General features: G+C 72.7%; 27 protein-coding genes and 2 pseudogenes. 14 read left to right on the plus strand and 15 right to left on the minus strand.

Annotation, left to right across the window (positions count from 1 at the left end; all coding sequences use genetic code 11):
* Window positions 1-15: 15 nt before the first annotated feature.
* From ACFQ2V_RS14950 to ACFQ2V_RS14965, 4 genes and pseudogenes are all read right to left on the minus strand, one after another.
* A pseudogene (locus ACFQ2V_RS14950) lies at window positions 16-171 on the minus strand (phage tail tip lysozyme); the annotation flags it as partial.
* 120 nt (window positions 172-291) lie between these two features.
* Entirely contained in the window at window positions 292-1,041 is a 750-nt protein-coding gene (locus tag ACFQ2V_RS14955; protein WP_386053641.1) for a D-Ala-D-Ala carboxypeptidase family metallohydrolase, read from the minus strand.
* Window positions 1,042-1,138: 97 nt separating this feature from the next.
* On the minus strand, window positions 1,139-1,744 hold the full coding sequence (locus ACFQ2V_RS14960) for a ClpP family protease (RefSeq protein WP_386053642.1): 606 nt from the start codon (window positions 1,742-1,744) through the stop codon (window positions 1,139-1,141).
* Entirely contained in the window at window positions 1,741-2,349 is a 609-nt protein-coding gene (locus ACFQ2V_RS14965) for an ATP-dependent Clp protease proteolytic subunit (RefSeq protein WP_386053643.1), read from the minus strand. Before ACFQ2V_RS14965 ends, ACFQ2V_RS14960 begins: the two co-directional genes overlap by 4 nt.
* A 127-nt stretch (window positions 2,350-2,476) precedes the next feature.
* Between ACFQ2V_RS14965 and ACFQ2V_RS14970 the strand changes: the two genes are divergently transcribed.
* The gene (locus ACFQ2V_RS14970; RefSeq protein ID WP_386053644.1) at window positions 2,477-3,025 is read left to right on the plus strand and encodes a DinB family protein; all 549 of its coding nucleotides are present in this window, start codon (window positions 2,477-2,479) and stop codon (window positions 3,023-3,025) included.
* On the opposite strand, the gene ACFQ2V_RS14975 is transcribed toward ACFQ2V_RS14970, so the two are convergent.
* A complete protein-coding gene (locus ACFQ2V_RS14975) occupies window positions 3,019-4,191 on the minus strand; it encodes a glycosyltransferase 87 family protein (RefSeq protein WP_386053645.1) in 1,173 nt (390 codons plus the stop codon). The genes ACFQ2V_RS14970 and ACFQ2V_RS14975 overlap by 7 nt on opposite strands.
* Before the next feature lie 67 nt (window positions 4,192-4,258).
* Here ACFQ2V_RS14975 and ACFQ2V_RS14980 point away from each other — a divergent pair, with 67 nt between their 5' ends.
* Together ACFQ2V_RS14980 and ACFQ2V_RS14985 are read left to right on the plus strand one after the other, a co-directional pair.
* The gene (locus ACFQ2V_RS14980; RefSeq protein WP_386053646.1) at window positions 4,259-5,905 is read left to right on the plus strand and encodes an FAD-binding dehydrogenase; all 1,647 of its coding nucleotides are present in this window, start codon (window positions 4,259-4,261) and stop codon (window positions 5,903-5,905) included.
* 142 nt (window positions 5,906-6,047) lie between these two features.
* On the plus strand, window positions 6,048-6,536 hold the full coding sequence (locus ACFQ2V_RS14985; protein ID WP_386053647.1) for an Hsp20/alpha crystallin family protein: 489 nt from the start codon (window positions 6,048-6,050) through the stop codon (window positions 6,534-6,536).
* Here the strand turns inward: ACFQ2V_RS14985 and ACFQ2V_RS14990 are convergent.
* Window positions 6,516-7,772: an MFS transporter gene (locus tag ACFQ2V_RS14990; RefSeq protein WP_386053648.1), complete on the minus strand. Its 1,257-nt coding sequence runs from the start codon at window positions 7,770-7,772 to the stop codon at window positions 6,516-6,518. The genes ACFQ2V_RS14985 and ACFQ2V_RS14990 overlap by 21 nt on opposite strands.
* A 139-nt stretch (window positions 7,773-7,911) precedes the next feature.
* On the opposite strand from ACFQ2V_RS14990, the gene ACFQ2V_RS14995 reads away from it, so the two are divergent.
* Window positions 7,912-8,349 carry a MarR family winged helix-turn-helix transcriptional regulator gene (locus ACFQ2V_RS14995; RefSeq protein WP_386053649.1) on the plus strand — a complete coding sequence of 146 codons (438 nt, stop codon included), beginning with the start codon at window positions 7,912-7,914 and terminating at the stop codon, window positions 8,347-8,349.
* A gap of 23 nt (window positions 8,350-8,372) precedes the next feature.
* On the opposite strand, the gene ACFQ2V_RS15000 is transcribed toward ACFQ2V_RS14995, so the two are convergent.
* The 6 genes from ACFQ2V_RS15000 to ACFQ2V_RS15025 all read right to left on the minus strand — a co-directional run bounded on the left by ACFQ2V_RS15000 (window position 8,373) and on the right by ACFQ2V_RS15025 (window position 14,750).
* Window positions 8,373-9,455, minus strand: coding sequence for a DNA polymerase IV (locus ACFQ2V_RS15000; protein ID WP_386053650.1), 1,083 nt, complete (start codon window positions 9,453-9,455; stop codon window positions 8,373-8,375).
* Window positions 9,456-9,495: 40 nt separating this feature from the next.
* Window positions 9,496-9,927, minus strand: coding sequence for a hypothetical protein (locus ACFQ2V_RS15005; RefSeq protein ID WP_386053651.1), 432 nt, complete (start codon window positions 9,925-9,927; stop codon window positions 9,496-9,498).
* 113 nt (window positions 9,928-10,040) lie between these two features.
* On the minus strand, window positions 10,041-11,225 hold the full coding sequence (locus tag ACFQ2V_RS15010) for a hypothetical protein (protein WP_386053652.1): 1,185 nt from the start codon (window positions 11,223-11,225) through the stop codon (window positions 10,041-10,043).
* Between the two features lie 440 nt (window positions 11,226-11,665).
* Complete coding sequence (locus ACFQ2V_RS15015; RefSeq protein WP_386053653.1) at window positions 11,666-13,894, minus strand: penicillin acylase family protein; 2,229 nt, start codon at window positions 13,892-13,894, stop codon at window positions 11,666-11,668.
* Window positions 13,891-14,307 carry a PPOX class F420-dependent oxidoreductase gene (locus ACFQ2V_RS15020; protein ID WP_386053654.1) on the minus strand — a complete coding sequence of 139 codons (417 nt, stop codon included), beginning with the start codon at window positions 14,305-14,307 and terminating at the stop codon, window positions 13,891-13,893. The genes ACFQ2V_RS15015 and ACFQ2V_RS15020 overlap by 4 nt, the downstream gene beginning before the upstream one ends.
* Entirely contained in the window at window positions 14,304-14,750 is a 447-nt protein-coding gene (locus tag ACFQ2V_RS15025) for a hypothetical protein (RefSeq protein WP_386053655.1), read from the minus strand. The genes ACFQ2V_RS15020 and ACFQ2V_RS15025 overlap by 4 nt, the downstream gene beginning before the upstream one ends.
* Window positions 14,751-14,801: 51 nt before the next feature.
* On the opposite strand from ACFQ2V_RS15025, the gene ACFQ2V_RS15030 reads away from it, so the two are divergent.
* The 3 genes from ACFQ2V_RS15030 to ACFQ2V_RS15040 all read left to right on the plus strand — a co-directional run bounded on the left by ACFQ2V_RS15030 (window position 14,802) and on the right by ACFQ2V_RS15040 (window position 16,750).
* Window positions 14,802-15,197 (plus strand): DUF2237 family protein, encoded by a 396-nt coding sequence (locus ACFQ2V_RS15030; protein WP_386053656.1) that lies wholly within the window; start codon window positions 14,802-14,804, stop codon window positions 15,195-15,197.
* Between the two features lies 1 nt (window position 15,198).
* Window positions 15,199-15,990, plus strand: a complete 792-nt coding sequence (locus tag ACFQ2V_RS15035; RefSeq protein WP_386053657.1) for a pentapeptide repeat-containing protein — start codon at window positions 15,199-15,201, stop codon at window positions 15,988-15,990.
* Between the two features lie 67 nt (window positions 15,991-16,057).
* Window positions 16,058-16,750, plus strand: coding sequence for a hypothetical protein (locus ACFQ2V_RS15040; RefSeq protein ID WP_386053658.1), 693 nt, complete (start codon window positions 16,058-16,060; stop codon window positions 16,748-16,750).
* Between the two features lie 22 nt (window positions 16,751-16,772).
* Here the strand turns inward: ACFQ2V_RS15040 and ACFQ2V_RS15045 are convergent, their stop codons facing one another.
* Window positions 16,773-17,753, minus strand: a complete 981-nt coding sequence (locus ACFQ2V_RS15045; protein ID WP_386053659.1) for a DUF389 domain-containing protein — start codon at window positions 17,751-17,753, stop codon at window positions 16,773-16,775.
* 96 nt (window positions 17,754-17,849) lie between these two features.
* Between ACFQ2V_RS15045 and ACFQ2V_RS15050 the strand changes: the two genes are divergently transcribed.
* The 4 genes from ACFQ2V_RS15050 to ACFQ2V_RS15065 are packed head-to-tail and all read left to right on the plus strand — an operon-like array spanning window position 17,850 to window position 21,011.
* The gene (locus ACFQ2V_RS15050; protein ID WP_386053660.1) at window positions 17,850-18,233 is read left to right on the plus strand and encodes an ArsR/SmtB family transcription factor; all 384 of its coding nucleotides are present in this window, start codon (window positions 17,850-17,852) and stop codon (window positions 18,231-18,233) included.
* Window positions 18,230-19,144 carry a cation diffusion facilitator family transporter gene (locus tag ACFQ2V_RS15055; protein ID WP_386053661.1) on the plus strand — a complete coding sequence of 305 codons (915 nt, stop codon included), beginning with the start codon at window positions 18,230-18,232 and terminating at the stop codon, window positions 19,142-19,144. The genes ACFQ2V_RS15050 and ACFQ2V_RS15055 overlap by 4 nt, the downstream gene beginning before the upstream one ends.
* Window positions 19,141-19,773 carry a cation transporter gene (locus tag ACFQ2V_RS15060; RefSeq protein WP_386053662.1) on the plus strand — a complete coding sequence of 211 codons (633 nt, stop codon included), beginning with the start codon at window positions 19,141-19,143 and terminating at the stop codon, window positions 19,771-19,773. The genes ACFQ2V_RS15055 and ACFQ2V_RS15060 overlap by 4 nt, the downstream gene beginning before the upstream one ends.
* 47 nt (window positions 19,774-19,820) lie before the next feature.
* Window positions 19,821-21,011, plus strand: coding sequence for an MFS transporter (locus tag ACFQ2V_RS15065; RefSeq protein ID WP_386053663.1), 1,191 nt, complete (start codon window positions 19,821-19,823; stop codon window positions 21,009-21,011).
* Here the strand turns inward: ACFQ2V_RS15065 and pdxR are convergent.
* On the minus strand, window positions 20,974-22,425 hold the full coding sequence (gene pdxR, locus ACFQ2V_RS15070; RefSeq protein ID WP_386053754.1) for a MocR-like pyridoxine biosynthesis transcription factor PdxR: 1,452 nt from the start codon (window positions 22,423-22,425) through the stop codon (window positions 20,974-20,976). The genes ACFQ2V_RS15065 and pdxR overlap by 38 nt on opposite strands.
* A gap of 86 nt (window positions 22,426-22,511) precedes the next feature.
* On the opposite strand from pdxR, the gene ACFQ2V_RS15075 reads away from it, so the two are divergent.
* Together ACFQ2V_RS15075 and ACFQ2V_RS15080 are read left to right on the plus strand one after the other, a co-directional pair.
* Window positions 22,512-23,813 (plus strand): amino acid permease, encoded by a 1,302-nt coding sequence (locus tag ACFQ2V_RS15075; RefSeq protein ID WP_386053664.1) that lies wholly within the window; start codon window positions 22,512-22,514, stop codon window positions 23,811-23,813.
* Window positions 23,814-23,857: 44 nt separating this feature from the next.
* Window positions 23,858-25,777, plus strand: coding sequence for an amino acid transporter (locus ACFQ2V_RS15080; RefSeq protein WP_386053755.1), 1,920 nt, complete (start codon window positions 23,858-23,860; stop codon window positions 25,775-25,777).
* 48 nt (window positions 25,778-25,825) lie between these two features.
* On the opposite strand, the gene ACFQ2V_RS15085 is transcribed toward ACFQ2V_RS15080, so the two are convergent.
* On the minus strand, window positions 25,826-26,359 hold the full coding sequence (locus tag ACFQ2V_RS15085; protein WP_386053665.1) for a GNAT family N-acetyltransferase: 534 nt from the start codon (window positions 26,357-26,359) through the stop codon (window positions 25,826-25,828).
* Here ACFQ2V_RS15085 and ACFQ2V_RS15090 point away from each other — a divergent pair.
* Window positions 26,358-26,663 (plus strand): annotated as a pseudogene (locus tag ACFQ2V_RS15090) (helix-turn-helix domain-containing protein); the annotation flags it as partial. The gene ACFQ2V_RS15085 and the pseudogene ACFQ2V_RS15090 overlap by 2 nt on opposite strands.
* Between the last annotated feature and the right edge of the window lie 55 nt (window positions 26,664-26,718).

The following is a 26,718-nucleotide window of genomic DNA, read 5'->3' on the forward strand; positions in this document are numbered from 1 at the left end:
CACGGTCGTCGCGCTGCTGACCGAGCTCGCGCTGCGCAGCTCGTACCAGGTGAAGTCGAGCTGGGCAGCCAGCGCGTAGCGGCTGCGCCCCGACAGTCCGGCGTACCAGACCATGTTGTCGCGCGAGTCGGTGTCCCAGCGGCCGCCCTCGCTCCACTGGGCGATGCCCACGCCGGGCCCGCCGGGCTGGTCGGCGTACGGGTTGGCGCGGCGACGACACCCAGCACCGCGACCGCGACGCCTGCGACCAGTGCCGCCGACCCACGGCGGGGCGTGCTGCTCTTCACCGGCTCACCAGCCGGCGCACGCGTCGGCGTCCCAGGCGATGCTGGAGCGGATGTCGACGTGCGCGTGGTCGTCGTGCGCCGGGTAGCCCGGGCCGAAGATGCCGCCGAAACCGGTGTAGCGGGCCTGCTCGGCGATGCTGCAGATCGACGTCGCGCTGTCACCGGGCACGAGGTCGAGGGCGCCACCGTCGAGGTGCACGCTGTTGCTCGCTCCTCCGACCGACGCGTTGCACGCCGGGTCGCGGAAGCCGGACGTCACCTTCAGCGGGTGGTCGCCGAGCTGGTGGCGCAGCGCCTCTGCGCGCCACAGGGCCCGCTTCATGTTCTCCTTCTGCGCAGCCGTGCCGGTGAACCCCTTGCCACAGTTGTAGCTCGCCTCCGCATAGGTGAAGTGGACGGGCGAGCAGTCGGGGTCCTGGAGGGCGTAGATCTTCGAGAACGTGGCCGGGCCGGCGACACCGTCGGCCCCGAGGCCGTACGCGCGCTGGAAGTTCGCGACGGCCGTCTGGGTCTGTGGACCGTAGGAGCCGTCGACGCCCATGACCTGCCCGCGCGGCACCCAGCCCGCGACGCGGACCTGCAGCTGCGTGACGTCGCTGCCCGACGCACCCGGGCCGAGAGTGCGTGGCCACGAGTAGCACTCGTCGGCGTGGGCGGCGGGGGCCGTCGCGGTCACGGTCGCGGTGGCGACCCCCAGACCGCCCAGCACGAGCGCGATCGCCGCAACGACGTGGGTGAGCTTCCTCCTGCGCATGCGATGTCCCTTCGTGAAGTACCGGGGCCTGCACGAAAGAGACTGTCCGAGTTGCCCCCCTGCCGCTCGTCGAGCGGATGGGGAGGACTCCCCGTGGCTAGACGGGCTGGGCCTCCGAGGCCCGCTCGATGACGTGGTCGACGAGACCGAACTCGACGGCCTCGTCCGCGGTCAGCACCTTGTCCCGGTCGGTGTCGAGACGCAGCTGCTCGATGCTGCGGCCGGTGTGCCGGCTCAGCACCTCCTCGACCTGCGAGCGCACGCGCAGCAGCTCGTCGGCCTGCAGTGCGAGGTCGCTCACGGTTCCCTGCCCTCCCGCGGAGGGCTGGTGCAGCAGCATCCGCGAGTGACGCAGGGCGAACCTCCGGCCCCGCTCGCCGGCGGCGAGCAGCACCGCCGCAGCCGACGCCGCCTGGCCGAGGCAGTACGTCGCGACCGGCGTCGGCACGAACTGCATCGTGTCGTAGACCGCCATGAGCGCCGTGAACGACCCGCCCGGGCTGTTGACGTAGAGCGACACCTCGCGGTCCGGCGCCACATCGGCCAGGTGCAGCAGCTGGGCCATCACGACGTTCGCGACGCCGTCGTCGATCTCGGTGCCCACGAAGATGATCCGCTCCTGCAGCAGCCGGCTGTAGATGTCGAAGCTGCGCTCCCCGGCCGGGGTCCGCTCGACGACGTAGGGGATCGTGTAGCTGCTCACCGCAGACCCACCTTCCGTTCGACACCCACCGGGCGCACGTCGGCCAGCGCGGTGACGACATGGTCGACGATCCCGTACGCCCGGGCCTCCTCCGCGCTGAACCACCGGTCGCGCTCGCTGTCCCGAGTGATCTGCTCCACCGTCTGGCCGGTGTGCTCGGCCTGCAGCTCGTTGACGCGCCGCTTGACGGCCTTGAGGTTGTTGGCCTGCACCTCGACGTCCGCGGCCGTGCCCTGGATGCCGGCCGACGGCTGGTGCATCATGATGCGCGCGTTGGGCAGGGCGAACCGCTTGCCCGGGGTGCCGGCGCCGAGCAGGAACTGACCCATCGAGGCCGCGAATCCCAGTGCGAGAGTTGAAACGTCGTTGGGGATGACACGCATCGTGTCGTAGATGGCGAGGCCCGCGGTGCCCGAGCCTCCGGGGCTGTTCACGTAGAGGCTGATGTCGGCGCGCGGGTCGCGCGCAGAGAGCAGGAGCAGCTGGGCCGTGATCCGGTTGGCGATCGGGTCGTCGACCTCGGCCCCGAGGACGATGATCCGCTGGTGGAGCAGCTGCATCGACAGCTGGTCGTCCAGCAGCGCGGGTGTGAGCGTGTCGGTCATGCAGCCAGCGTCCGCCGGTGCGGCGGCATACGGAATCTTGCTCTGCCGCGGGCAGATTCGCCGACAGCGAATGCCGTCCCGCTCATATCGCGTGGCGCGCCGGCGCCCGCTGCACCACGATGGCGGCATGGCCGGACAGAAGTACCCCGACATGTGGGTCGACCCCGAGGAAGACCCGCGATCGCAGGACGCGGTGCTCGGCGACGAGCGCTCCACCCTGCTCGACTACCTCCGCAGCTACCGCCTGACGCTCGAGCTGAAGTGCTCTGGCCTGACCCCGGAGCAGCTCGCGACACGCTCGGTGCCGCCGTCGACCCTGTCGCTCCTCGGACTGGTCCGTCACCTGGCCCAGGTCGAGCAGAGCTGGTTCCGCCGCGTCATGGCCGGGGAGGACGTGCCGTACCTCTACCGCACCGCCGACGACCGCGACGCCGACTTCACCGGCGCCGTGGCCGACGAGGCGGCCGTGCAGGAGGCGTGGGCCCGGTGGCGCGAGGAGGTCGCCAACGCCGAGGCGTTCGTGGAACGCGCCGAGTCGCTCGAGCTCATGAGCCTCGACCCGAAGAACCCGATCCAGCTGCGCGAGGTGCTCGTGCACATGATCGAGGAGTACGCCCGGCACTGCGGTCACGCCGACCTGCTCAGGGAGTGTATTGACGGGCGCACGGGTCAGTAGCCGACCCCCTGCTGCGGCGAACGTCCGACCGGCTCGGCGCGCTCCGCGAGCCCGGCGCGGGAGGTGAGGCTGACCGCCGCCCAGACGGGGACCGCAAGTGCGGCGAGCAGGTAGGCGTTGCCCAGGACGTGCTCGAGCGGGGTCCACGAGTACTCGCGCCCCTGGCCCCAGGGGAGCCACAGCATCGGGCGGCCCACGAACACCGCGGCCCAGGCGACAGCCGCCCACCGGGCGCGCTCCCACAGGACGAGGGCGACCGGCACAGCCCACACCCAGTGGTGCGACCACGAGATCGGCGACGCGACGAGGCCGGCCAGTGCGGCCAGGCCGGTGGCGAGCGGCCGGTCACCGCGGTGCCACCAACCCCGTGCGACGAGAAGGATCGCAGCTCCGAGGGGGACGGCGACCGCGAGCCACAGCACGGTCGACGGCCGGCCGTCGAGCAGTCGCGTGAGCGCGCCGTACACCGACTGGTTGTGGGCCAGCGCCGGCGGCCCGATCCGGCCCGCGTCGACGAGGCCGTCCGTCCAGTACGACGTCGCCCAGCCGGGCGCGGCGAGGAAACCGACCGCGACCGTCGCACCGAAGGCCAGCAAGGCGCGTCGAGCGGTCTCACGACGGCCGACCACGACGAGCAGCACGACGAAGACGAGGGGGGTCAGCTTCACCCCTGCCACGAGGCCGAGCGGCACCCCGGACCAGCGGCGGTCCGGCCGGAGCAGGTCGAGCAGCACCACCGCCATGACGAGCACGTTGACCTGACCGAACGCGACGTTCTGCCAGACCGGTTCCATGGCCAGCGCGCCGGCGCAGACGGCGGCCGCCAGCCAGCCGGGGGTCGACCGCCTTGTCGTCGTCCGACGCACGAGCACGACGACCGCCGCGAGCGCCGCCGTCGACGCCCCGGTCCAGACGGCTGCGGCGACCCATGCCGGAAGGAGGGCCAGCGGCACCATCACGAGCCCTGCGAACGGCGGGTAGGTGAACGTGAGCGCGGTCACCGGGTCGCGGGGCGGGGTGGACGGCATACCGTCGAGGACCGCCCGACCGGTCTGCTGGTAGACGTGCAGGTCGGTGAAGCCGCCGTGCAGCCCACCTGCGACGGCCGCGACGGCGACGAGCACCGCGACCGGCGCGGGACCGTTCAGCAGGCGGGACCATCTCACCGGAGCGTGCGCCAGCACACTCGAATCGTACGCAGGCACGGGGCAACCGGATGACATGATCGGACGCATGGATGCCGACGCCGTCGTCGTGGGAGCCGGCCTTGCCGGCCTCGTCGCCACCGCCGAGCTCGCCGACCGCGGCAAGCGTGTCGTGCTGGTCGACCAGGAGGGCGAGCAGTCGCTCGGCGGTCAGGCTTTCTGGAGCTTCGGCGGTCTGTTCCTCGTCGACAGCCCCGAGCAGCGCCGGATGGGCATCAGGGACAGCCTCGAGCTCGCCACCCAGGACTGGATGGGCTCGGCACAGTTCGACCGCGACGAGGACTTCTGGCCGCGCAAGTGGGCCGAGGCGTACCTCCACTTCGCCGCCGGCGAGAAGCGTTCGTGGCTCCACGAGCAGGGCCACCGCCTCTTCCCCGTGGTCGGGTGGGCCGAGCGGGGCGACGGCCGCGCCGACGGGCACGGCAACTCGGTGCCGCGCTTCCACATCACGTGGGGCACCGGCCCCGGCATCGTCGAGCCCTTCGAACGACGGGTGCGCGCCGCCGTCGCGAGCGGCCTCGTGACGCTGGCCTTCCGCCATCGGGTCGACGACCTCGTCCTGACCGGTGGCGCCGTCACCGGCGTGCGCGGGCGGGTGCTCGCGACCGACCCCGTCGACCGCGGCCGGCCGAGCAGCCGCGAGGAGGTGGGTGACTTCGAGATCAGCGCACAGGCCGTCGTGGTCACGAGCGGTGGCATCGGCGGCGACCACGAGCTCGTCCGGCGCGCCTGGCCGGAACGGCTCGGCACGCCGCCCGCTCGGATGGTCGCCGGCGTGCCCGCGCACGTCGACGGCCGGATGCTCGGCATCGCGCAGCAGGCCGGTGGGAACGTGATCAACCCCGACCGCATGTGGCACTACACCGAGGGCCTGCGCAACTGGGACCCGGTCTGGGACAACCACGGCATCCGCATCCTGCCCGGCCCGTCGTCGTTGTGGCTCGACGCGCGCGGGCGGCGCTTCCCGGCCCCGTACTTCCCCGGCTTCGACACCCTCGGCACGCTCGGTCACATCATGCGCACCGGCTACGACTACTCGTGGTTCGTGCTCACTCAGAAGATCATCGAGAAGGAGTTCGCCCTCTCCGGCTCGGAGCAGAACCCGGACCTCACCGGCAAGGACGTGCGCCAGGTCCTCGAGCGTGCCCGCGGCGGGGCGCCGGCGCCGGTCGACGCCTTCATGCGCAAGGGCGAGGACTTCGTCGTCGCCCGCTCCCTCGAGGAGCTGGTGCGTGGCATGAACGCGCTCACGGGCGACGCCCTGATCGACCTCGAGTCCCTGCGACGCACGATCGTGGCCCGCGACAACGAGGTCGACAACGACTTCACCAAGGACGCCCAGCTCACCGCCGTGCGTGGAGCCCGGAACTACCGCGGCGACCGGCTGATCCGCGTGGCGAGCCCGCACCGGCTGCTCGATCCCAAGGCGGGCCCGCTCGTCGCCGTTCGCCTCAACATCCTCACCCGCAAGACGCTCGGCGGCCTCGAGACCGACCTCGCCGGCCGTGTGCTGCGGCCGGGCGGCGAACCGCTGCCCGGCGTCTACGCGGCCGGGGAGGTGGCCGGCTTCGGCGGCGGCGGCATGCACGGCTACAACTCGCTCGAGGGGACCTTCCTCGGCGGCTGCCTCTTCAGCGGGCGCACGGCAGGACAGTCGGTGGCCGCGGCTCTGTGACGACAGTGCTCGGAGGGGGCTTGACGCCTCACCCCCTGCGGAGCTAGAACTGGGAACACAGCACGAAGTTGAGCGGTTAGCACTCAAGAAAGGTCATGCGAGATCGGTCAGCCCGATCTCCCGTTCTTCCCAGGAGTACGCCATGAGCACCACCACCTACGACCCCTTCCGGAACCTCGACCGCACCTTCGACCGCCTGTTCGGTGAGGGCCTGCGTGGCCAGGCCGGTGGCGCGGGAACCGTCATGCCGATGGACCTCTACCGGTCCGGGGAGTCCTTCGTCGCGCACATCGACCTGCCGGGCGTCGACCCCGCCAGCATCGACATCGACGTCGAGGACCGCACCCTGACGGTGCGCGCACAGCGCAGCGCGCCCGAGGCCGAGGACGCGCAGTGGCTCTCGCGCGAGCGCCCGTCGGGCACGTTCGCCCGTCAGCTGTCCCTCGGTCGGGGCCTGGCCCTCGACCGCATCGAGGCCGACTACCGCGACGGCGTCCTCACGCTGACGATCCCGGTCGCCGAGGAGGCGAAGCCGCGGCGCATCAGCGTCTCGCACGCGGGCTCGTCGACCGACGGCCGCCGTGAGATCGAGTCGTCCGACAGGCAGGGCTCAGACGCGCAGTCGGCCTGAGCCGGCGAGGTCATCCGCAGTCGCACGAGTGGGCCCGGCGGTCACCGCCGGGCCCTCCGTGCACCGCTCGGCCGAGGTGGCCATGACGATGACGGCGAGGCCGAGGGCCGCGAAGCCGGCGCCGACCCAGAGCGGCGAGGTCCACCCGAGGCCGCCGGCGATGGCCAGGCCCGACACCCAGACGCCGAGGAAGTTGCCGAGGTTGAACGCGGCGATGTTGGCCGACGACGCCATCGTCGGGGCGCCCGCCGCGTGGGCGAGCACCCGCATCTGGAGTCCGGGCACGGTCGCGAACCCGAAGAAGCCCATCGCCAGCAGCATGGCGGCTGCGCCCACGGGGCGCTGCGCGAGCAGGGCGAACGCCACGAGCGAGGCGCCGAGCGCCACGGTGAGCAGCACCAGGGTGCGGGTGAGGGCGCGGTCGGCCCAGCGCCCGCCGAGCAGGTTGCCGGCGAAGAGTCCGACGCCGAAGAGGACGAGCAACCACGGCACCGCCGACTCGTCGAAGCCGGTGACCCGCGTCAGCAGCGGTTCGACGTACATGAACGCGCCGAACATGCCGCCGAAGACGAGCACCGTCATGCCGAGTGAGAGCCAGACCTGGCCGTTGCGGAAGGCCGCGAGCTCGGCGCCCAGCCCACGCGTGGAACCCGTTGGCCCGTCGGCCGCAGCCGCCCCGGAGGCGTGGTCGCCGGCATCCGGGACGAGGCCCGCGATGCCACCTGCGGCGACGACCCCGACTGCCGCGATGAGCGCGAAGGTGGCGCGCCAGCCCCACTGCTGCCCGACGAGGGTGCCGAGCGGCACGCCCAGGACGTTGGCCAGGGTGAGACCGCCGAACATGATCGAGATCGCGCCGGCCTTGCGGTCGGCAGCGACGAGAGAGGCGGCGAGCACGGCGCCGATGCCGAAGAAGGCGCCGTGGGCGAGTGCCGCGACGACGCGACCGGCGAGCAGGACGGCATACGCCGGCGCGATCGCCGACAGGGTGTTGCCGACGACGAAGAGCACCATGAGCAGCAACAACGCACGCTTGGGGCGCCACCGCCTGAGCAGGGGCGGCAGGGCCACGGCGCCCACGACGACCGCGAGGGCGTAGCCGCTGATGAGGTGGCCGGCAACCGGGATGCTGACCCCGAGGTCGACGGCAACCGTGCTGATGAGTCCGGCGATGACGAACTCCGTCAGTCCGATGCCGAAGCCCCCGAGTGCGAGGGCGATGAGACCGAGTGGCATGGGTTCCTGGTCCTTCCGAACAGGGCGATGCCGGGGCGAGCCTCGCTGCTTTCGCCGGTATGCCGCGTGTGCAACTACTTGACCTGAGGGAAGTTAGTTGCAGACGCGGCATATTGCAAGCGCGCACTACGATGGGAGCATGGGAATCGCAGACACCGCCGTCGAGGTGCGTGCTTCCGGGTGGCGCACGCTCGCCGCCCTGCACGGGCACATCGAGGCCGCGCTCGAGCGCGAGCTCGTGCGTCGACACGGGCTGTCCGTGGTCGAGTTCACCGTGCTCGACGCCCTCTCACGCCAGGACGGCTGGCACATGCGGATGTCGCAGCTGGCGCGGGCCGCGGCGCTCTCCTCGTCGGCCACCACCCGCCTCGTCAACCGGCTCGAGGACCGGGGGCTGCTGAGACGGGTGCTCTGCGCCGACGACCGGCGCGGCATCTACACCGAGCTCACCCCGGCCGGTCGCCGGCTCCACGCCGAGGCGAGCCCGACCCACGACACCGTGCTGGAGGAGTCGCTCGACAGCGCGGGCGAGGTGCCCGAGCTGGCAGCGCTCGTCGCCTTCCTGCACGGTGCGTGACGGCGCAACCCGTCGGCCTCGACTCAGAGCCGACCGCGGACCGGCGTGCGCTCGACGGGGTCGCCCTCGTCGGGCATGACCATCTCGGCGCGGACGCCGAGCAGGCGCACCTCGCGCTCGGGGTCGAGGGCGGCGGCCAGGGCCACGGCTGCCTCGACGACGTCGTCGCGCTCCGATGTCGGAGCGGCCAGCTTGCGCGCCTTCGTCTGGGTGAAGAACGGCGCGTAGCGCACCTTGAGGGTGACCCGGAAGACCGGGCGGCCCTCCTTGGCGGTGTCGTCGAAGGCCTGACCCGCGAGCTCGCGCACAGCGTCGCGCACCTCGTCAGGCGTGGTGAGGTTGCGCTGGTAGGTGGTCTCGCGGCTGTGCCCACGCGCGATCCACGGGGTGTCGTCGACGACGGCCGACCCGATGCCGCGGCCCAGCTGGGAGTACCAGACACCCATGCGCGGCCCGAACTCGCCGACGAGCACGGCCTCGTCGGCGCCGGCGAGCTGACGCACGGTGTCGATGCCGTGACCGGCCAGCCGCTTCGAGACCTTGGACCCGACGCCCCAGAGGTCGATCGTCGGCCGGTCGCCCATGACCTCGAACCAGTTCTCCCGCGTCAGCCGGAAGACGCCGCGCGGCTTGCCGAAGCCCGTCGCGATCTTGGCCCGCACCTTGTTGTCGCCGATGCCCACCGAGCTGTGCAGGGAGGTCTCGTCGAGCACCGCGTCGCGGACCCGCTGTGCGAACTCCTCGGGGTCGTCGGCCTGCACGCCGAGGAACGCCTCGTCCCAACCCAGCACCTCGACGACGACGCCGAAACCGCGCAGCGTCTCCATGACCCGCTCGGACGCCTCGGTGTAGGCAGGCGCGTCGACGGGCAGGATGACGGCGTCGGGAGCCTTGCGGGCTGCCAGTCGCAGGGGCATGCCCGAGCCGACGCCGACCCTCCGTGCCTCATAGCTCGCGGTGGACACGACGGCCCGCTCCGTCGGGTCGCCACGTCCGCCGACGATGACGGGCTTGCCGGCGAGCTCAGGTCGTCGCAGCACCTCGACCGCGGCGATGAACTGGTCGAGGTCGACGTGCAGCACCCAGTGGGCGGGCCCGGCGCTCATGCCGCCATTGTGCCCGCGCGCGCCGACAGGTGGTGGCGGGTCAGCTGCGCGACGGGCGGTCGCGCTTCGCAGGTCGTCGCGGGGGGCTGCTGACCGGCTTGCCTGCGCGGAAGGTGTAGACGGCCGGCGCCTCGACGGCCTCGGCGGCCTCGGCGGTCTCGGCCGTCTGGGCGGTCTCGGTAGGCGCGACGGGCTCGACGGACTCGTCGCGGGTCGCGGCGGCAGCATCGACGTCGTCGTCACGACGGACGGGCCCGGCAGCGGCGTCCTGCTCACGGGCGGCGAGCACGATGCCGTGGAAGAGCATCGCGGCGGCCAGCACGGTCAGCCCGAACGCCCCGACGGCGAGCGGCACACCGGTGTGGGCACCCCCGAGCTCGGAACGGAGCAGGTGCAGGACCCCGGCGGCCGCACCCACGACCGCGGAACCGACGAACCAGACGATCGTGCCCCGGGTCATTGAATGCGCCACGAGGTCACTGTGGCACACGCGACCCGCGTCGGCGCCGAGGCCGGCTGGTCGGGTCTCGTCAACGTGTCGTCAACGTGGCGTCAGCGGCTCGTCAGCGGTTCGCGAGGGCCTCGTCAGCGCCCGGACGCGGCCGGCGTGCCCGACTTCGCGGCGGTCTTCGCGGCCTTCACCGTCGCCTTCGCAGCCTTCGTCGCGGCCTTCTTCTCGGCCTTGGCCTGCGCCTTGACGGCGAGCGCTGCGACGGTGGACTCGGCCTTCGCGACCCTCGTCACAGCCACCTTCTCCGCCTTCTTCACGGAGCTGAGAAGCGCCTTCGAGCTGGCTGCGGAGCTGGCGCCCCGGACCGGCGACGTCGCGTCCGTGGCGCCCTTCGTCGCTCCTTGGACCACAGCCCGCGACTCGCGGGCGTGAGCTGCAGCAGCCTTGGCCGCCTTCTCGGCAGCCTTGGCCGCCTTGTCGGCGGCCTTCTGCGCCGCCTTGTCGGGGGCCTTCTCAGAGGTCTTGTCGGTGGCCCTGTCGATGACCTTGTCGGTGCCCTTGCCAGAGCTCTTGTCGGCGTTCTTGCCGCCGCTCTTCCCGGCGTTCGCGCCAGAGTGCTTGCTGGTCGCCTTGACGTCGTCGACCTGGTGGCCGACCTTCTCACCCTTGCCGTCGGACGCGGCGGACTTCGGGCTCAGCGCATCGAGCGAGAGCGTCAGACCCGTAACGTCGGAGACGGCAGACAGCGTCGCCGACGGCGCCTGCACCGACGGGGTCGCCACGTGCGGGGCGACCGGACCGGCCGAGGCGCCGGCCGACGGGCTGGACGACGCGCCCGGGTGGGTCGCCGACCCAGTGGTGTCGCCCGACGCGGGCACGGCGGCATACGCGGTCTGCGTGCCGACGGCGAACGGGGAGCTGACGGGCACGCCACCCGCCATGTCGGCTGCGGGACGTCGCTCGTGCGCGGTGACAGAGGGCACGATGAGCGCCGTGACGGCGGCGCCGAGGAGCAGGGCCGCGCCCCGCTGACCGCCGACCGCCGACAGCGACACCTGGCCACGGACGATCGCGGCGATGGCTGCGAGCAGCGTCGAGACGCCGATGACGACGAGTCCGGCGGTGAGGCCTCCCACGAGGCAGCTGAAGGCGACGAGCCCGCCGATGACCGCGAAGCCGGACACCGCCCCTTCGGGAAGTCGGCGGGGGTCGGAGTCGGCGAGCAGGTCGACCGGCTCGGCGGCCAGCAGGCCGGGCCGGGCCGGGAGCGTGAACGACGGCTCCTCGAGCACGGCGAAAGCGGACATTTCGGACGTCACGGGGACAGTGTGGACGATCGGGGGCTCGACGTCACGTCGCGACTCGTCGCCGCCGCCCGCACCCCGTCCCGGACGCTCGTCGCGGAGAGTGCGCGAAGGAGCTCCCGCGGCGGCCCAGAGCTGCCAGCCACGCGGCGGGACGGGCCAGGACGGGTCGGGCAGCCACCGGTCGACGTCGCCCGGCGCAGCCCTACCAGGGCTCACCGGTCCGCCGTGCGTGGGTGTCGGGCTCGTGGTCACCGGACTCACTTCTCCTGCGTCAGCGTGGCCGCTCCGTCGAGTGGGGCCTCTCATAGCAGAACAGTACGGTGCAGAGTCACGTTTTGTACCGCAAATGGTAAAAGGCAGGCAAAGTGGCCGTTTCGCCGGCCCGGACGTGACCCGGCGCGACGAGCCGCTCGCCGTCCTTGATCCGTTGCCGGAGACCTCGACGCCGGGGGCTACCTCGTGCCCGCCTGACCCTGCTCGGCCGGCTCGGCCGGCTCGACCGGCTCGGCCGGCTCGACCGGCTCGACCGGCTCGACCCGCTCGGCCACGGCACCTGCCGGCACCGCGTGCAGCTCGCCCGCCAGCCACGCCGGGGTCTGGTCGGAGAAGTGCGCGTCGCGGGAGTCGCCGCTCGCGCCGAACGGCACCACCCAGCGGCTGGCGTCGCGGTCGGCGAGGTCCCAGACGTAGCGCGCGACCGGGCCGCCGTAGCAGCGGTCGGTCACCCCGGGCGCGCTGGCGGCCGCGAGCACGCAGCCCTTGTCGCCGCCGACGGGATCGCGCGGCACCGACGGGCCGCGGTCACTGACGTCGAGCGCGTGCAGAGGGTCGAGCCAGTGCCGGTCGCCCCAGACGGCGCCCGGGTCGTACTGTCCCGCAACGCTCTCGAGGGCCGCGCGGACACCTTCGGCGACGTCGATGCCGCGCTCGGGGCCGAGTCGTGCCATCGAGTGCCAGCCGGCCCCCACCTGGGCCACGACACCCGTCCAGGCCGCGAAGACGGGCGAGTGGCCGCTCGGCTCGAGCATCGGCGCGAGGGTGGGGTGGTGGCAGAACCACCGCACCAGGGCCGTACGCCACCGGGCGAAGACCGCGGCGCCGTGGCTGTCGGGATCGCTGTGACCGTCCCACGCGAGCAGCACGGCACGCACCTCGGCGGCGCGCCCGCTGACGTCGGCGGCGTCGACGAGCTCGCGCATCAGGTCGGCCTGGCCGTTGCGGGTGTCGACGTGGATGGCGGCGCAGTCGTCGACGGTGAGGTCGGTGCGCGACCCGATGAGCGAACGGATGCGCTCGGCCCGGAAGGGTGTCGCGTACTCCACGCCGAGGCCCCCGCCGCTCGCGCGGTCGTTGGCGCTGACCATGACGTCGGGCACGTCGACCGCGGGCCCCCGACGGTAGCCGTGCCACACGTGCCTCGGGTCCCAGGCAGGCAGCGGCAGCACCATGCCTGCCTCGTCGCGGTCGGGCACGCGGCCGACGACGAGGTGGCGCATCCGGCCGGTCGTGTCGGCGACGAGCGCGGAGTTGACCGGCTCGACCCAGCGCGACAACGCCCGCTCGACGTCGTCGACGGTGCGGGCTCGCAGCAGCGGCAGCAGGGCTCCGAAGCCGAGGTCGGCCTCGACCTGGGTGGGCGTGCGCAGACTGTAGGGCGGGGGTCCGGCCGCCGGCGGTGCGTCCGCGCGGTCGTCGCCCTCCAGGTCCGCGGCGGCGGCCCGTTCGAGCTCGGGCTCGAGACCGGTGACGACGGGCCCTCGTGCCGTGACGACCACGGGCACGTGCAGCTCCCCCTCGCCGCGCACCCGGATCGTCTCGGTCGTGTGCTGCGTCGGCTCCCAGCCGTCGGGGCCGCGGGCCTCGAGCACGGGGATACGATCGGGACCCGCCCCGTGCCGCAGCCTCTCGAGCGTGAGGTCCTGGTAGTCGGCCATCGCGTTGGTGATGCCCCACGCCACCGACCCCGTGTGCGCGAAGTGCTGCACACCGGGCACGCCGGGAAAGGTGAAGCCGACGACGTCGAACTCGGGGCACGCCAGCCCCACCTGCTGGTAGCACCCGGGCAGCTCGATGGTGCGGTGCGGGTCGCCCGCGATGAGCGGCAGGCCGCCGGCCGTCCGGGCGCCGCCGATGACCCAGGCGTTGCTGCCCGAGCGGTCGACGCCCTCGGCGTGCAGCAGCGGCAGCACGTCCTCGCCGAGGCGATCGGCGACGTGCCCGTTGAAGAGCTTGGCCGGGAAGGTGCCGAACAGCAGGTGGATGCCCCAGAACACGCCGAGGGGTGTCCAGGGCGCCCACGGGCGCGGCGCGGCGGCATACGCCTCGAGCCCCAGCGCCTCGACCTCGGGCGTGCCCGTCAGTCCTTCGGCGAGGGCTTCGTCCACACCCTCGACGTATGCCGTCAGCCACGCCTGCGTCTCGTCGTCGAGCCGCTCGAAGCAGCGCCGGACGGTGGCCTCGAGCCGGACCTGGCGGGCGAAGCGGTCCCAGGGGACTCCGTCGGCGCCGACGTACTCCGCAGTGCGGCCCTCCATGCGCCAGCGGTGGTGCTCGACCTGCCAGGCCCGGTCGAGCGCGGTGACCCGGCCCTGCAGGCGGGCGAGCTCCATCACGTCGCCGGCGCGCAGGTGCGGGACGCCGAGCGCGTCCCGGGTCAGGCCGGCGACGGGACCTCCGGTCACGTGGCCTCCTTGAGCCGGCCCCAGCCGTGCCACCGGTCGACGTCGACGACGGCCGTCACGCGAGCGCGGTCGCGCACCCGGTAGGGCTGCCCGGTGTAGTGCGTCGCGATGCGGTCGATGTCGGCGAGTCCGGGGTCGTCGCGCAGCTCGGCGACGCGGCCCTGGAGGCTGACGTGCGTGATCCAGTTCTCGGGGTCCATGGCGCTGAGGCTCACCCGCGGGTCGGCGCGCAGCCAGTCGAGGCGCTTGCGGCCGGCGTCCATGTTGACGACGATGCGACCGTCCTCGAAGAGGTACCAGGTCGGCACCGAGACCGGCTGGCCGTCAGGGCGCACGCAGCTGATCGTCGCGTAGTTCGGTCGGCTCAGGAACTCGGCGACCTCGGCGGGCAGCGGACCCCGGCCCGCCGTCACCGGTCACCCGACGGCTTGCCCTGGATCGCGCGGAAGAAGGCGTCGGAGAGCCTGCGGAACTGGTGCGCCGTCAGCGTGATCGGGTCACCGACCGACAGCCCCAGCACCGTGCGCTCGGGGTCGAGGGCGATCTCGGGGTCGGCCATGACGGTGCCGCCGTTCTCCATCAGCGACCGCGCCAGGACCCGCACCTCGTCGAGGGCGTTCGTCGAGGTGTCCTTGCCGGGCCGCACCCGGTGGACGAAGAAGGCATCGAGGACGATGAGCATGTTGTTGAAGTACTCGTACTCGAGGGACTCGAGCGCCCCCTCGAGGGCCGAGACGTCGGCGTCGCCGTGGTCACGGGACGCCTGGGCGACCTCGCGGAACATCGCGACCTGCGTCTCGACGCGAGAACGACAGGCGTCGACGTAGTCGGGCTCGTACTCCCTCATCCCCAGCATGGGTTCAGCGTAGCGATCGGGCGGCGGCGTCCCGGCGACTAGGTTTGGGGCATGGCAGCCCGTGAACGGAACGTGCTCGGCGGTGAGCTCGAGCCGTGTGGCACCGACCCGGTGACCGGCTTCTACCGCACCGGCTACTGCACGACCGGGCCCGAGGACCGCGGCAGCCACACCATCTGCGTCGTTGTCACGCCCGAGTTCCTCGCCCACCAGCGCAGCGTCGGCAACGACCTCGTCACCCCGCGGCCGGAGTGGCGCTTTCCCGGCCTCACACCCGGCGACACCTGGTGCGTCGTCGCGATCCGGTGGCTGCAGGCGCACCAGGACGGCGCGGGCGCACCGGTGGTCCTCGCCGCCACGCACGAGCGCGCACTCGAGGTCGTGCCGCTCCAGCTGCTCCAGTCGTATGCCGCCGATGTCCCGGACGACCCGAGCTCCCTTCTCTGACATGGGCGCTCACGGCCTGCCCCGTCTCGAGGCGGACTGCTCGCGGTGCTTCGGTCTCTGCTGCGTCGCTCTGCCCTTCGCCCGGTCGGCCGACTTCCCCGTCGACAAGTCCGGTGGCGAGCCGTGCCGCAACCTGCTCGCCGACCACCGCTGCGGCATCCACGACCGGCTCCTCGAGGGTGGCTGGCGAGGCTGCGTGACCTTCGACTGCTTCGGTGCGGGCCAGCAGGTGTCGCAGGTGACCTTCGGAGGGGTCTCGTGGCGCGACGCCCCCGGCACCGCCCCGACGATGTATGCCGTCCTGCCCGTCATGCGCCAGCTGCACGAGATGCTGTCCCACCTCCTCGAGGCGGCTGCCCTCGATCCCGACCGCAGCACGGAGGTCGCACTGGCCGGCCTCGTCGACGAGGTCGGCGCGGCCACGAGAGCCGGCCCCGAGAGCCTCCTCGCGGTCGACCTCGTCGAGCTTCGATCGCGCGTCGGCGAGCTCCTCCGCACCGTGAGCGCCTCAGTGCGCGAACGGCATCGGCGACGTGACGGCATACGCGCGCAGTCACGCCGGGTGCGTCGGGTCGGTGCAGGCGCCGACCTCGTCGGCGCCGACCTGCGGGGCCTCGACCTCCGGGCGACGGACCTGCGCGGCGCGCTGCTCATCGCCGCCGACCTCAGGGGCGCCGACCTGCGCTGGGCCGACCTGCTCGGCGCGGACCTGCGCGACGCCGACCTGCGCGGCGCGGTGGTCGACGGCGCCCTCTTCGTCACCCGGCCGCAGCTCGCGGCTGCGCGCACCTGACTGCGCGATTGGCGCATTCGCTCGCGCGCGGGCCGGGGACGCCCCACAATCGACCCACAGTCACCAATTGTCCCGTCGAACACCGGAGTCGACCGTGCGCCGAGCCAAGGCCGCAGCCAGCGTCGCTCTCCCGGCTGCGCTCGCACTGGGGCTGACGGCGGCCCTCACCGCCTGCACGACAGGCAAGCCCGACGTCGAGCTGAGCCAGGTCGCCGGGTCCGCGGTCACGGGGACACCCGTGCCGACGCAGACGGTCACGGTCACCGAGATCGACACGCGCACCGTCACCGCGACGACGACGGTCGTGCACGCGACGACGACGACCGTGGTCGCCACACCCACCGTCACCGTCACAGCCCTTCCCCGACCCAGCCTGACGACGAGCACCGTCTTCAACCGCGCAACGGCCCTCGCCGACTACGCGAACCTCGTCAACGACGTGCGCGTCCTCGACCGAATCCCGTTGTCCGGCAATGCGGCTGCACTCCAGCTCGATGCCGTGACCCAGCATCTGGCGAGGCTCGGCGCCAACGGCCCGCCACCCGGGCTCGACGCGCCCAGCTACTACGGGCGGCTCCTGTCGCTCGGGCTGTTCGCCCGCGCCGGTGCCGACGAGGCGGCCGCCGGGTCGCCCGTCGCCTCGAACCGGTACGCCGTCATCCGCCAGGAGACAGGGGTGCTGCTCTCCCTCGTCAACGGGGCGCTCTCCACGACGTTCACGCTGCCGCCTCCCGTGCCGCGGCCCACCACGACTCCGTAGCGCTGTCAGGCGCCACCGAGCTCTACCGCGGCGGCGGCGGCTCGGCGTGGACGTGCCGGCTCAGGCGCGAGTGCGACCTCGGGGCCGGCACCCGCGACCAGATCGCGCGCTGCAGCGCGAGGGTGACCCAGCCGGCGAGCGCCATCCCCGTGATGTTGACGACGAGCTGCAGCACGCTTCCCCGGACCTCGCTCCAGGCGCCGAAGGCGAGACCGAGGGCGACGTTGCCGGCGGCCGGGATGGTCGTCACCGAGATGAAGACCCCGCTGAGCCCGGTGACCCTCGCCGAGGTCAGGGACAGCACGCCCGCGACCGCGGCCAGCACGGCGACGACGAACGACCACTTGTCCGGCGTGTAGATGAACGCCGTCGCGGGGCGGTGGCCGGTGACGTCCTCGAGGGTCACCCACCCCAGCGCCCGGCCGGCCAGTGCGGCCACGCACGTCACCGCGATCGCTACCGCGAAGCCGACGGCCAGCGCCCGGGCAGCCACCGCCAGCAGCAGGGGCCGCCGCCGCACCAAGGCGACACCCAGCGCCGCGATGGCGCCGAACTCCGGCCCGAGGACCATCGCACCGATGACGAGGATCTGGGTGTCGAGCACGATGGCGATGCCGGCGATGAGTGTCGCGAGCGACATGAAGGAGAGGAAGGTCCAGTTCAGCTCGCTCTCCTCGTAGGAGCGCTGGGCGACCTCCGCCCACACGACGGCGTCCGCGCTGCTGCCGGGCGTCTCCTCGTCGGCCTCGAAGCCGGCCCTGGAGATCCAGGTGCTCACGGGCTCGAGCTGCAGGGTGCCACCCTCCTGGACCCCGAGGTCGCGCAGTCTCTCGACGATGGCGTTGGCACCCTCGCGGGCGACGTCGGCCTGGACGACGTCGCCGACCGGGCGCAGCGCAGCACCTCTCAGGACGGACAACGTGCTCACGGCCGAGGAGTCGGAGAGGACCTGCGTCACCCGGTCGGTGAGCTCGCTCGGGATCGTCACGGTCAGTCGGAGCATGCGCGCCAGTCTGCCGCCGGCGTGGCACGTTTGACAGGACGGCGCGCGCGACACGACAGTGACATCTGAACATCCGGTCAGATGAAGCGGGAGACCATGAGCACCGTCACCGGCCTCGACGCCTGCGCCACCCCGTGCGTGCACCCCGAGAAGGTGGCGCTGGCCACCGACAACGCCCCCGGGGCCGACGAGCTGGCCCGGGTGACCAGCGTCTTCAAGCTGCTCGGCGATCCCACCCGGGCGCGCCTGCTCTACGCCCTGCTCGAAGCCGGCGAGCTCTGCGTCTGCGACCTGGCGGCAGCCACCGGCACGGCGGAGACCACTGTCTCGCAGGCCCTGCGGCTGCTGCGCGCCTCGGGTGTCGTCACCGGCCGCCGCGAGGGCCGCAACATCTTCTACCGTCTCAGCGACGCCCACGTCCGCCTGCTGCTCGACGTCACGCGCGAGCACGCCCTCCACGACGGGGGCACCCGGCCGTGAGCCACGGCCACGGGCCCCGCGGCACCGAGGGCGCGCACGCCGGCGGCCGGCACCGCTGGCGCCTCGCCGTCGCCTTCGGCCTCGTCGGCGCGTTCTTCGGCGTCGAGCTCGTCACGGGCCTCGTCTCCGGCTCGCTGGCCCTCCTCTCCGACGCCGGCCACATGGCGGCCGACGTCGTGACGCTCGGCGCCGCGCTCGTCGCGACCCGCATCGCCACGCGCGCCGACACGACCGGTCGGCGCACGTTCGGGTCCTACCGCGCCGAGGTGTTCGCCACGGGCCTCGCGGTGCTGCTCATGCTCGGCGTCGCCGTCTACATCGTCGTCGAGGCACTCGGGCGCATCGGTTCGCCGGCCACGGTCGCCTCCGGCGCCATGCTCGTCGTCGGCTCCATCGGTCTGGTCGTCAACGTCGTCTCCCTGCTGCTGCTCCGCGGCGGGTCGCGCGAGAGCCTCAACGTCAAGGGCGCCTACCTCGAGGTCGTCGCCGACACCGTCGGGTCGATCGGGGTCATCGCCGCCGCCCTGATGGTGCGGGCCACCGGCAGCACGTACTGGGACACCGTCGTCGCGCTCGCCATCGCGGCCTTCGTGGCCGTGCGCGCAGTCGGGCTCGGCGGCGAGGTCGTCGCCGTGCTCGGGCAGCACGCACCCTCGGGGATGGAGCCCACCGCCGTGCTGCAGGCCCTGGGCGAGGTGCCCGGCGTCACCGAGGTGCACGACCTCCACGTCTGGACGCTCACCTCGGGGATGGATGTCGCCACGGCCCACCTCGTCACCTCTCGAGCCGATGCCGGGCCCGAGGTCCTCGAGGCAGCGAGCCGGATGCTGCGTGAACGCTTCCACGTCGCACACGCGACCCTGCAGATCGAGACCACCGACCGAAGCCGGTGCCAGGGAGCCGACTGGTGAGCACCCCCTCGCTGCCGGTCTTCTCGTTGCTTCCGCCTTCGCGGCGGGCCGCCCTCGTGCGCCGGGCCCGGCTCCTCGCCCTGGCCTCGGTCGCCTACAACGTCGTCGAGGCGGTCGTCGCGATCGCGTCCGGCCGCGTCGCCGACTCGACGGCCCTCGTGGGCTTCGGGCTCGACTCGACCGTCGAGGTGCTGAGCGGGCTCGTGATCCTCTGGCAGTTCCACCACCCGGTGCCCGAGGAGCGCGAGCACCGGGCCCGTCGCCTCATCGCCATCTCGTTCTTCGCGCTCGCGGCCTACGTGACGGTCGAGTCGGTGCGCGCCCTCGTGGGGCGTGAGCAGCCCGACACCTCCGTCGTCGGCATCGTCCTCGCCGCAGTGTCCCTGGCGGTCATGCCGTTGCTGTCGCACTGGCAGCGCCTCACCGGCCGCGAGCTCGGCTCGGGCGCCGTCGTCGCGGACGGCACCCAGACCCTGCTCTGCACCTACCTCTCGGCCGTGCTCCTCGCCGGCCTCCTCGCCGACGCTCTCCTCGGGTGGTGGTGGATCGACGCCCTCGCCGCCCTCGTCATCGCCGGGGTCGCCGTGCGCGAGGGCCGCTCGAACTGGCGGGGCGACGCCTGCTGCTGACTCCGACTCCTTGACGCCGTGACCCCCGGACGAAAGGGTGACCATCCGTGACACTCCGGGCCGAGACCTCCCCCCTGCTCCGCGGGCGCCTCGCCGCAGGCACCGCGTTCTTCGTGCAGGGCCTGCTCTTCATCTCGCTGACGACGCGGCTGCCGCAGATCCAGGAGAGGTGGGACCTCGACGAGCTCGCCGTGAGCGGCCTGCTGCTCATGGTCGTGCTCCTCGCAGGCGTCGGCTCGGTCGTGGCCGAGGTGGTCGCGGCACGCACGTCGAGCGCGGTCGTCGTGCGCGTCGGACTCGTCGCTGCGACGCTCGGCTTGGGGCTGCTGCTGCTCGCGCCGACGTTCGCGGTCTTCGTCGCCGGGCTCGCCGTCTACGGCCTGGCGCTCGGCCTCGTCGACGCGTCGTCGAACATGCAGGCCGTCACGGTCGAGCACCTCTACCGGCGTCCGATCCTGCCGTCGTTCCACGCGTTCTGGACCGCGGGCGGCGTCCTCGGCACCGTCGTCACGCTGGCGACCGTGGCCGTGGACCTCGGCCCGGGCTTGCTACCGCTGCTCTTCTTCCCGCTGGCCGCCCTCGCGGCACCGTTCGTCCGTCGCGACCGGCTCGCCCGGGTCGACGCCGCGATCGACGTGCCGTGGCGGCGCATCGCGCTCCTCGGCCTGGCGATGGTGCTCTTCTACATGGTCGACACCGCAGCGACGACCTGGGGCCCGGTCTACCTCAAGGGCGCCCTGGACGCCCCGAGCGGGCTCACCGCGCTCGCGACGCTGCCCTACCTCGTCGCGACGCTCCTCGCCCGCGCGGTCGGCGACGGTCTCGTCGACCGGCACGGCGCGGTGTGGCTGCTGCGGGTCAGCGGTGTCGTCGCCGCGGCCTCGCTGGCCGTCATCGTCTTCGCGCCCACGTGGTTCGTCGCCGTCATCGGTTTCACGCTCCTCGGGGGTGCCGTCGCGACGATCGCTCCGCTCAGCTTCTCCGCGGCCGGCGCCATCGCGGGCGGCGAGGACGACTCCGCCGGCGAGCGCATCGACCGCACCGACCAGGTCGTGGCCCGGTTCAACCAGTTCAACTACGTCGGAGCGCTGCTCGGCGCCGTGCTCACCGGCGCGGTCGGTGCCGACGACCTGCGCATCGGCTTCGCCGTGCCGATGGTGCTCATCCTCGGCATCGTCCCGCTCGCGTCGCAGTTCGCGATCATCCGCCGGCGTGGGGCCGCGGTCGAGACCCACTGAGCACGCCTCTCAGCACTGCGAGCGCGGGGGTGATCTCCCCCTCGCGTATGCCGCCGACGCCGAAGGCGAGCCCGTGGCGGGGCCGTTGCTCCACGTGCCTCGGCGACAGCGGGTCGACGAAGACGCCTGCCGCGAGGGCGTCGTCGGCGATGGCGACGTCGTCGAGCCGACCGTCGCGCAGGAAGGTGCAGACGTGCAGGCCTGCGGCGGACGGCACGACCTCGACCCAGTCCTCGAGGCCGGCGAGGCCCTGCAGCAGCTCCTCGCGGCGAGCCCGGTAGACCTTCGTCGCCCGCTTCACGTGCGCGGCGTGGTGGCCCTCGGCGAGGAAGTCGGCAAGGGCTCGCTGCGTCACCGCGTCCCCGTCCCACATCGTCACCCGCTTCGCCTCGCGCAGCGCCGCCGTGAGCGAAGCCGGCACGATCGCGTAGCCCACCCTCAGTCCGGGCAGCAGCGACTTCGAGAACGACCCGACGTAGACGACCCGGCCGTCGCGGTCCAGGCTCTGCAGCGGCTCCAGAGGCCGGTCGGCGAACCGGAACTCGCTGTCGTAGTCGTCCTCGACGACCACCGCGTCACGCCGGACCGCCCACTCCAACAGAGCGATCCGTCGCGCACGAGACATGGCGACACCCGTGGGGTGCTGGTGCGACGGGGTGACGTAGACGAGTCGGGCGGCTTCGGGCAGCGCGTCGACCACGATGCCCTCGCCGTCGACGGGCACGCCACGCACGGTGGCGCGGTGGGTCTCGAAGAGCCGTGCGGCGGCCGTGTAGCCGGGGTCCTCGACCGCGACGACGTCGCCCGGCTCGAGGAACACTCGGGCGACGAGGTCCAGCGCCTGCTGCGCGCCGGCCGTCGTCACCACGTCGTCGGCGGACGCGGCGACGGACCGCGACAGCCCGGCATACCGCGCGATCTCGGCCTCGAGGCGGCTCGGGCCACCCTCGTCGTACGTGTCGGCCGCGAGTCGTCCGCGCCGCAGGGTGCCGCTGACGATGCGACGCCAGGTGGCGAGCGGGAAGAGGGCCGCGTCCGGCACGCCCACGGAGAAGTCGTAGGACGCGCCTGCCGGCACACGTGGTGGGGCGGACGGCGAGCGCCACAGGTCCGAGGGGGTGACGGCTCCCGGACGCGTCCGCCTGCCCCGAACCACGCCCGAGGAGCGGGCCGGGGGCACGCAGCCGGTCGCGACGAAGGTCCCGGCCCCTCGCCGGCTCTCGAGCAGCTCCTCCGCGAGGAGCCGGTCGTAGGCCGCCGTCACCGTGCCCCGTGAGACGCGCAGGCTCGCTGCCAGCTCACGGGTCGCCGGCACCCGGTCCCCGCCGGCGAGACGCCCGTCCAGCACGGCCTCGCGCAGCTGCGCGTAGATCTGGGCGGTGAGGTCGCCGGAGCCGGCAACGCCGACGTGCATGTCCACGCGGCCAGCGTAGAGTGGCCCAAACAGGCGGGCAAGAAGTGGACCTTCTGACCGGTCCACTCCGACGGAAGTCTTGGGGCATGGCCACGCCCGTCCACCCCGCCCTCGAGACCCGCAGCCTCTCGCGCGCCCCCAGCCTCACCGTCGCTCAGGGTGGGGCCCTGTCGGTGGGCGCCGTCCTCGGCACCGGCGTCATCACCCTCCCCGCGCTCGCCGCCGAGGTCGCCGGTCCGGCATCGCTCGTCGCCTGGGCGGCGCTCGTGCTGCTGTCGATCCCACTTGCCAGCACGTTCGCGGCGCTCGGCGCACGCCACCCGGACGGCGGAGGCGTGTCGACGTACGTGCGGCGCGCGTTCGGCGACCGAGCCGCCGGCGCCGTGGGGTGGTGCTTCTACTTCGCCGTCCCGGTCGGGGCGCCGCCGGCGCCGATGATGGCCGGCGGCTACGTGGCCGACGCCGTCGGTGGAGGCCGCGCCACCACGGTCGCGGTCGGCTGCGCCCTCATCCTCGGGACCGGTCTGATGAACCTCGCCGGGCTGCGCTTCTCCGGACGCGTGCAGCTCGGCCTCGCGAGCGTGCTCGCCCTGCTCATGACCGCGACGATGGCGTTCGCCCTCCCCCACGGCAGCACCGACTCGCTGACCCCGTTCGCGCCCAACGGCTGGGGTGCGGTCGGGACGGCCGCCGCGGTGCTCGTCTGGGGCTTCGCGGGCTGGGAGGCCGTCGCGTCCCTCGCCGGCGACTACCGAGACCCCGGCCGCGACGTCACGAGGGCGACGACGATCGCCGTCGCCGTGGTGGGCGTGCTCTACCTCGGTCTCGCCACGACGAGCGTGCTCGTGCTCGGCCCGGCGACCGGCCACAGCCAGGCGCCGCTCTCCGACCTCATGGCGATCGCCCTCGGCGAGCAGGCCCGGGTCGTGACCGCGGTCGTCGCCGTGCTGCTGACGGTCGGTGCCATGAACGCGTACTTCGCGGGCGGCTCACGGCTCGGCGCGGCACTGGCGCGGGACGGCGCGCTCCCCCGCTGGCTCGCGGCCGGCGGCGGCGCCGGGCAGGTGCCGCGTCGCAGCATCGCTCTCATCACGGGCATGTCGGCGCTGTCGGTCGCGGTCTCCGTCGCGCTGGACCTCGGCCTGACCCCGCTCATGCTCCTGGCCACCGGGTGTTTCACGCTCGTCTACGTCCTGGGCACGGGCGCCGCGCTGCGCCTGCTCCGACGAAACACCGCCGGCTGGTGGACGGCCCTCGTCGCGTTCGTCTCGGTCGTCGCGCTCCTGGTCGTCAACGGGGCGCACGCGCTCTGGGCGCTCGGCCTCGTCGCGCTCTCGCTCGCCTACCAGCACGCCGCCCGACCAGGGGTTCCCAGCACTGCCCCCTAGACTTCGCCGCCGTGACGACGCAGCGCGCAGAGCGCACGCCCCTGATGCGGTGGTTCCTCGACGCCGAGGAGCCCGATCCCGGCGGCTACTACGAGCGCGAGTCGGAGGCGCAGGAGCAGGACCACGTCCAGCCGTGGTGGCGGGTCATGTGCCTGACCGGTGTCGACTACTTCTCGACGCTCGGCTACCAGCCCGGCATCGCCGCGCTCGCCGCCGGCGCCCTGTCGCCCATCGCGACGCTCGTCCTCGTGCTGATCACGCTCTTCGGCGCCCTGCCGATGTACCGGAGGGTCGCGGCGGAGAGCCCGCACGGTGACGGCAGCCTGTCGATGCTCGAGCGCCTCCTGTCGTACTGGCCGAGCAAGATCCTCGTGCTGTGCCTGCTCGGCTTCGTGGCGACCGGCTTCGTCATCACGATCACGCTGTCCGCCGCCGACGCGAGCGCCCACCTCATCGAGAACCCCTACCTCAAGTCCGCGCTGTCCGGGCACCAGGTGGGCGTCACGCTGACCCTGCTCGTGCTGCTCGCGGGCATCTTCCTCAAGGGTTTCAAGGAGGCGATCGGGATCGCCGTCGTGCTCGTCGTCGCGTACCTCGGCCTGAGCGCCGTCGTGCTCGTCCGCGGCATCGTCGAGATCGGCAACCACCCCACCGCCTTCGGCGACTGGGTCGATGCGATGACGGCGGCGCACTCCGCCCCCTTCGGCATCGTCGGCGCCGCCCTGCTCGTCTTCCCGGCGCTCGCGCTCGGCCTGTCCGGCTTCGAGACCGGCGTCGTGGTCATGCCGCTGGTCAAGGGCGACCCGTCCGACACCGCGGAGGCGCCGCTCGGCCGCATCCGCAACGCCCGCAAGCTGCTGACGACGGCCGCCCTCATCATGAGCGTGCTGCTCATCGGGTCGTCGCTCGTCACGACGCTGCTCATCCCGCACCAGCAGTTCGAGCCGGGCGGGCAGGCGAACGGTCGCGCCCTGGCCTACCTCGCCCACGAGCTGCTCGGGGAGGGCTTCGGCACCGTCTACGACGCGTCGACCATCGGCATCCTCTGGTTCGCGGGCGCCTCCGCCATGGCAGGCCTGCTCAACATCGTGCCCCGCTACCTGCCCCGCTACGGCATGGCTCCCGACTGGGCGCGGTCGACCCGGCCGCTCGTGCTCGTGCTGTCGTTCATCGCCGCGGTCGTGACGCTCGCGTTCAGCGCCAACGTCGACGAGCAGGCGGGAGCGTATGCCACCGGCGTGCTCGCGCTGATGACCTCGGCGGCGATCGCGGTGTTCCTCACCGAGCTGCGCCGGGGGCATCGGGGCGCGGCCGGGTTCTTCGCGGTCGTGAGCGCGATCTTCGTCTACACGATCACGGTCACCATCGTGGAGCGTCCCGAGGGCCTCGTCATCGCCCTGGTCTTCATCGCGCTCATCGTCGTGATCAGCGTGTGGTCGCGCATCGTGCGCTCGACCGAGCTGCGGGTGCAGCGGGTGGTCTACGACGACGGAGCGAAGGCGATCCTCGACGACGCGGCGCTCGGCCCGCAGCCGCTGCGGTTCATCGCCAACAAGATCAACGCCGGAGACCGCGAGGAGTACCGCGCGAAGTCACTCGACGTGCGGATGCACAACCACCTCAACGCGCGTCAGGGTGCGATCTTCCTCGAGGTGGAGATCAGCGACGCGAGCGACTTCGCGACGACCGTGCACGTCACCTCGGCCGTCGTCGGTGGCCACTACATCCTCCGCGCCACCGGGCCGTCGGTCCCCAACGTGCTGGCCGCCGTGCTGCTCGACGTGCGCGACCGCGTGAGCAAGCCGCCGCACATCTACTTCGAGTGGAGCGAGAAGGCACCCGGCCAGAACGTGCTGCGCTTCCTGCTGGCGGGCGAGGGCGACATCCCGCCCCTCACGCACGAGATCATCCGCCGTGCCGAGCCGGACCCCGCCCGGCGGCCGCAGGTGCACGTCGGAGGCTGACGAGCGCGGCTGACGAGCGCGGCTGACGAGCGCGGTGACGATGGCGCCTCAGCCAAGCTGGGTCCAGCTCTCCGGCGTGGTGCGGTAGACCCGGGACTGCCCCTCGTACCACTTCTCCATCACCCCGAGGTCGTGGAGCCCGAGACGCCCGCAGACGGCCTGGGAGGCCGTGTTGGTCGTGTGGGTGATCGCGTAGATCTCCGGAAGGCCGCCGGCCAAGCCGTGCGTGATGACGGCCGCCGCGGCCTCGGTGGCGTAGCCGTGGCCCCAGGAGTCGGGGTGCAGGTGCCAGCCGACCTCGACCTCACCGTCGTCGGCGTTCGGCAGTGTCAGCAGGATGACCGAGCCGGCCACGACCCCCGTCTCGCGCACCTCGACAGCCCAGAAGCCGAGCGGCGGGGCCTCGCTGCGACGGTGGTAGCGGTCGATCCGCTCGTGCGCCTCGTCGAGGTCGTTCATGAGCACCGGCTCACCGTCGCCGAGCCACTTCACGACCTCGATCCGGCTCTGGATGTCGAGAACCCGGTCGGCCTCGTCGTGGGACCAGGGGCGGATGCGCAGGCGGGACGTCTCGAGGTGCATGCCGCCACGCTCGCACCACCGCGCCCACCGAGTCCACGCCTTTCCTCGCTCTGCGTTGCCTCGCCGAGCGACTCAACCTCGACGACGGTCACGAGTGCGTCACCACGCGAATCAAGGCAGAGTCGCCGCGGAGGCAGCGTGCATTGCCGGCGGCTGCTCGCTCGTCCACAGCCCCCGCCCGGCGGCGCTGGGTGTCCACAGGTTCGACGACGACCGACGCACTGGCGTAGGCCTGCTGAGCCAGCGTGGCCTCGCCGAGCGGCTCGGGGTCCCACAGAGTCGTATCGCCCGACTCGAGACCGGCAACCACGGCATCACGCTCGAGGCCGTCATCGCACTCTTCCGCACGCTCGGCTTCA

Source organism: Terrabacter terrigena, assembly GCF_042676085.1.
Taxonomy (GTDB): domain Bacteria; phylum Actinomycetota; class Actinomycetes; order Actinomycetales; family Dermatophilaceae; genus Terrabacter; species Terrabacter terrigena.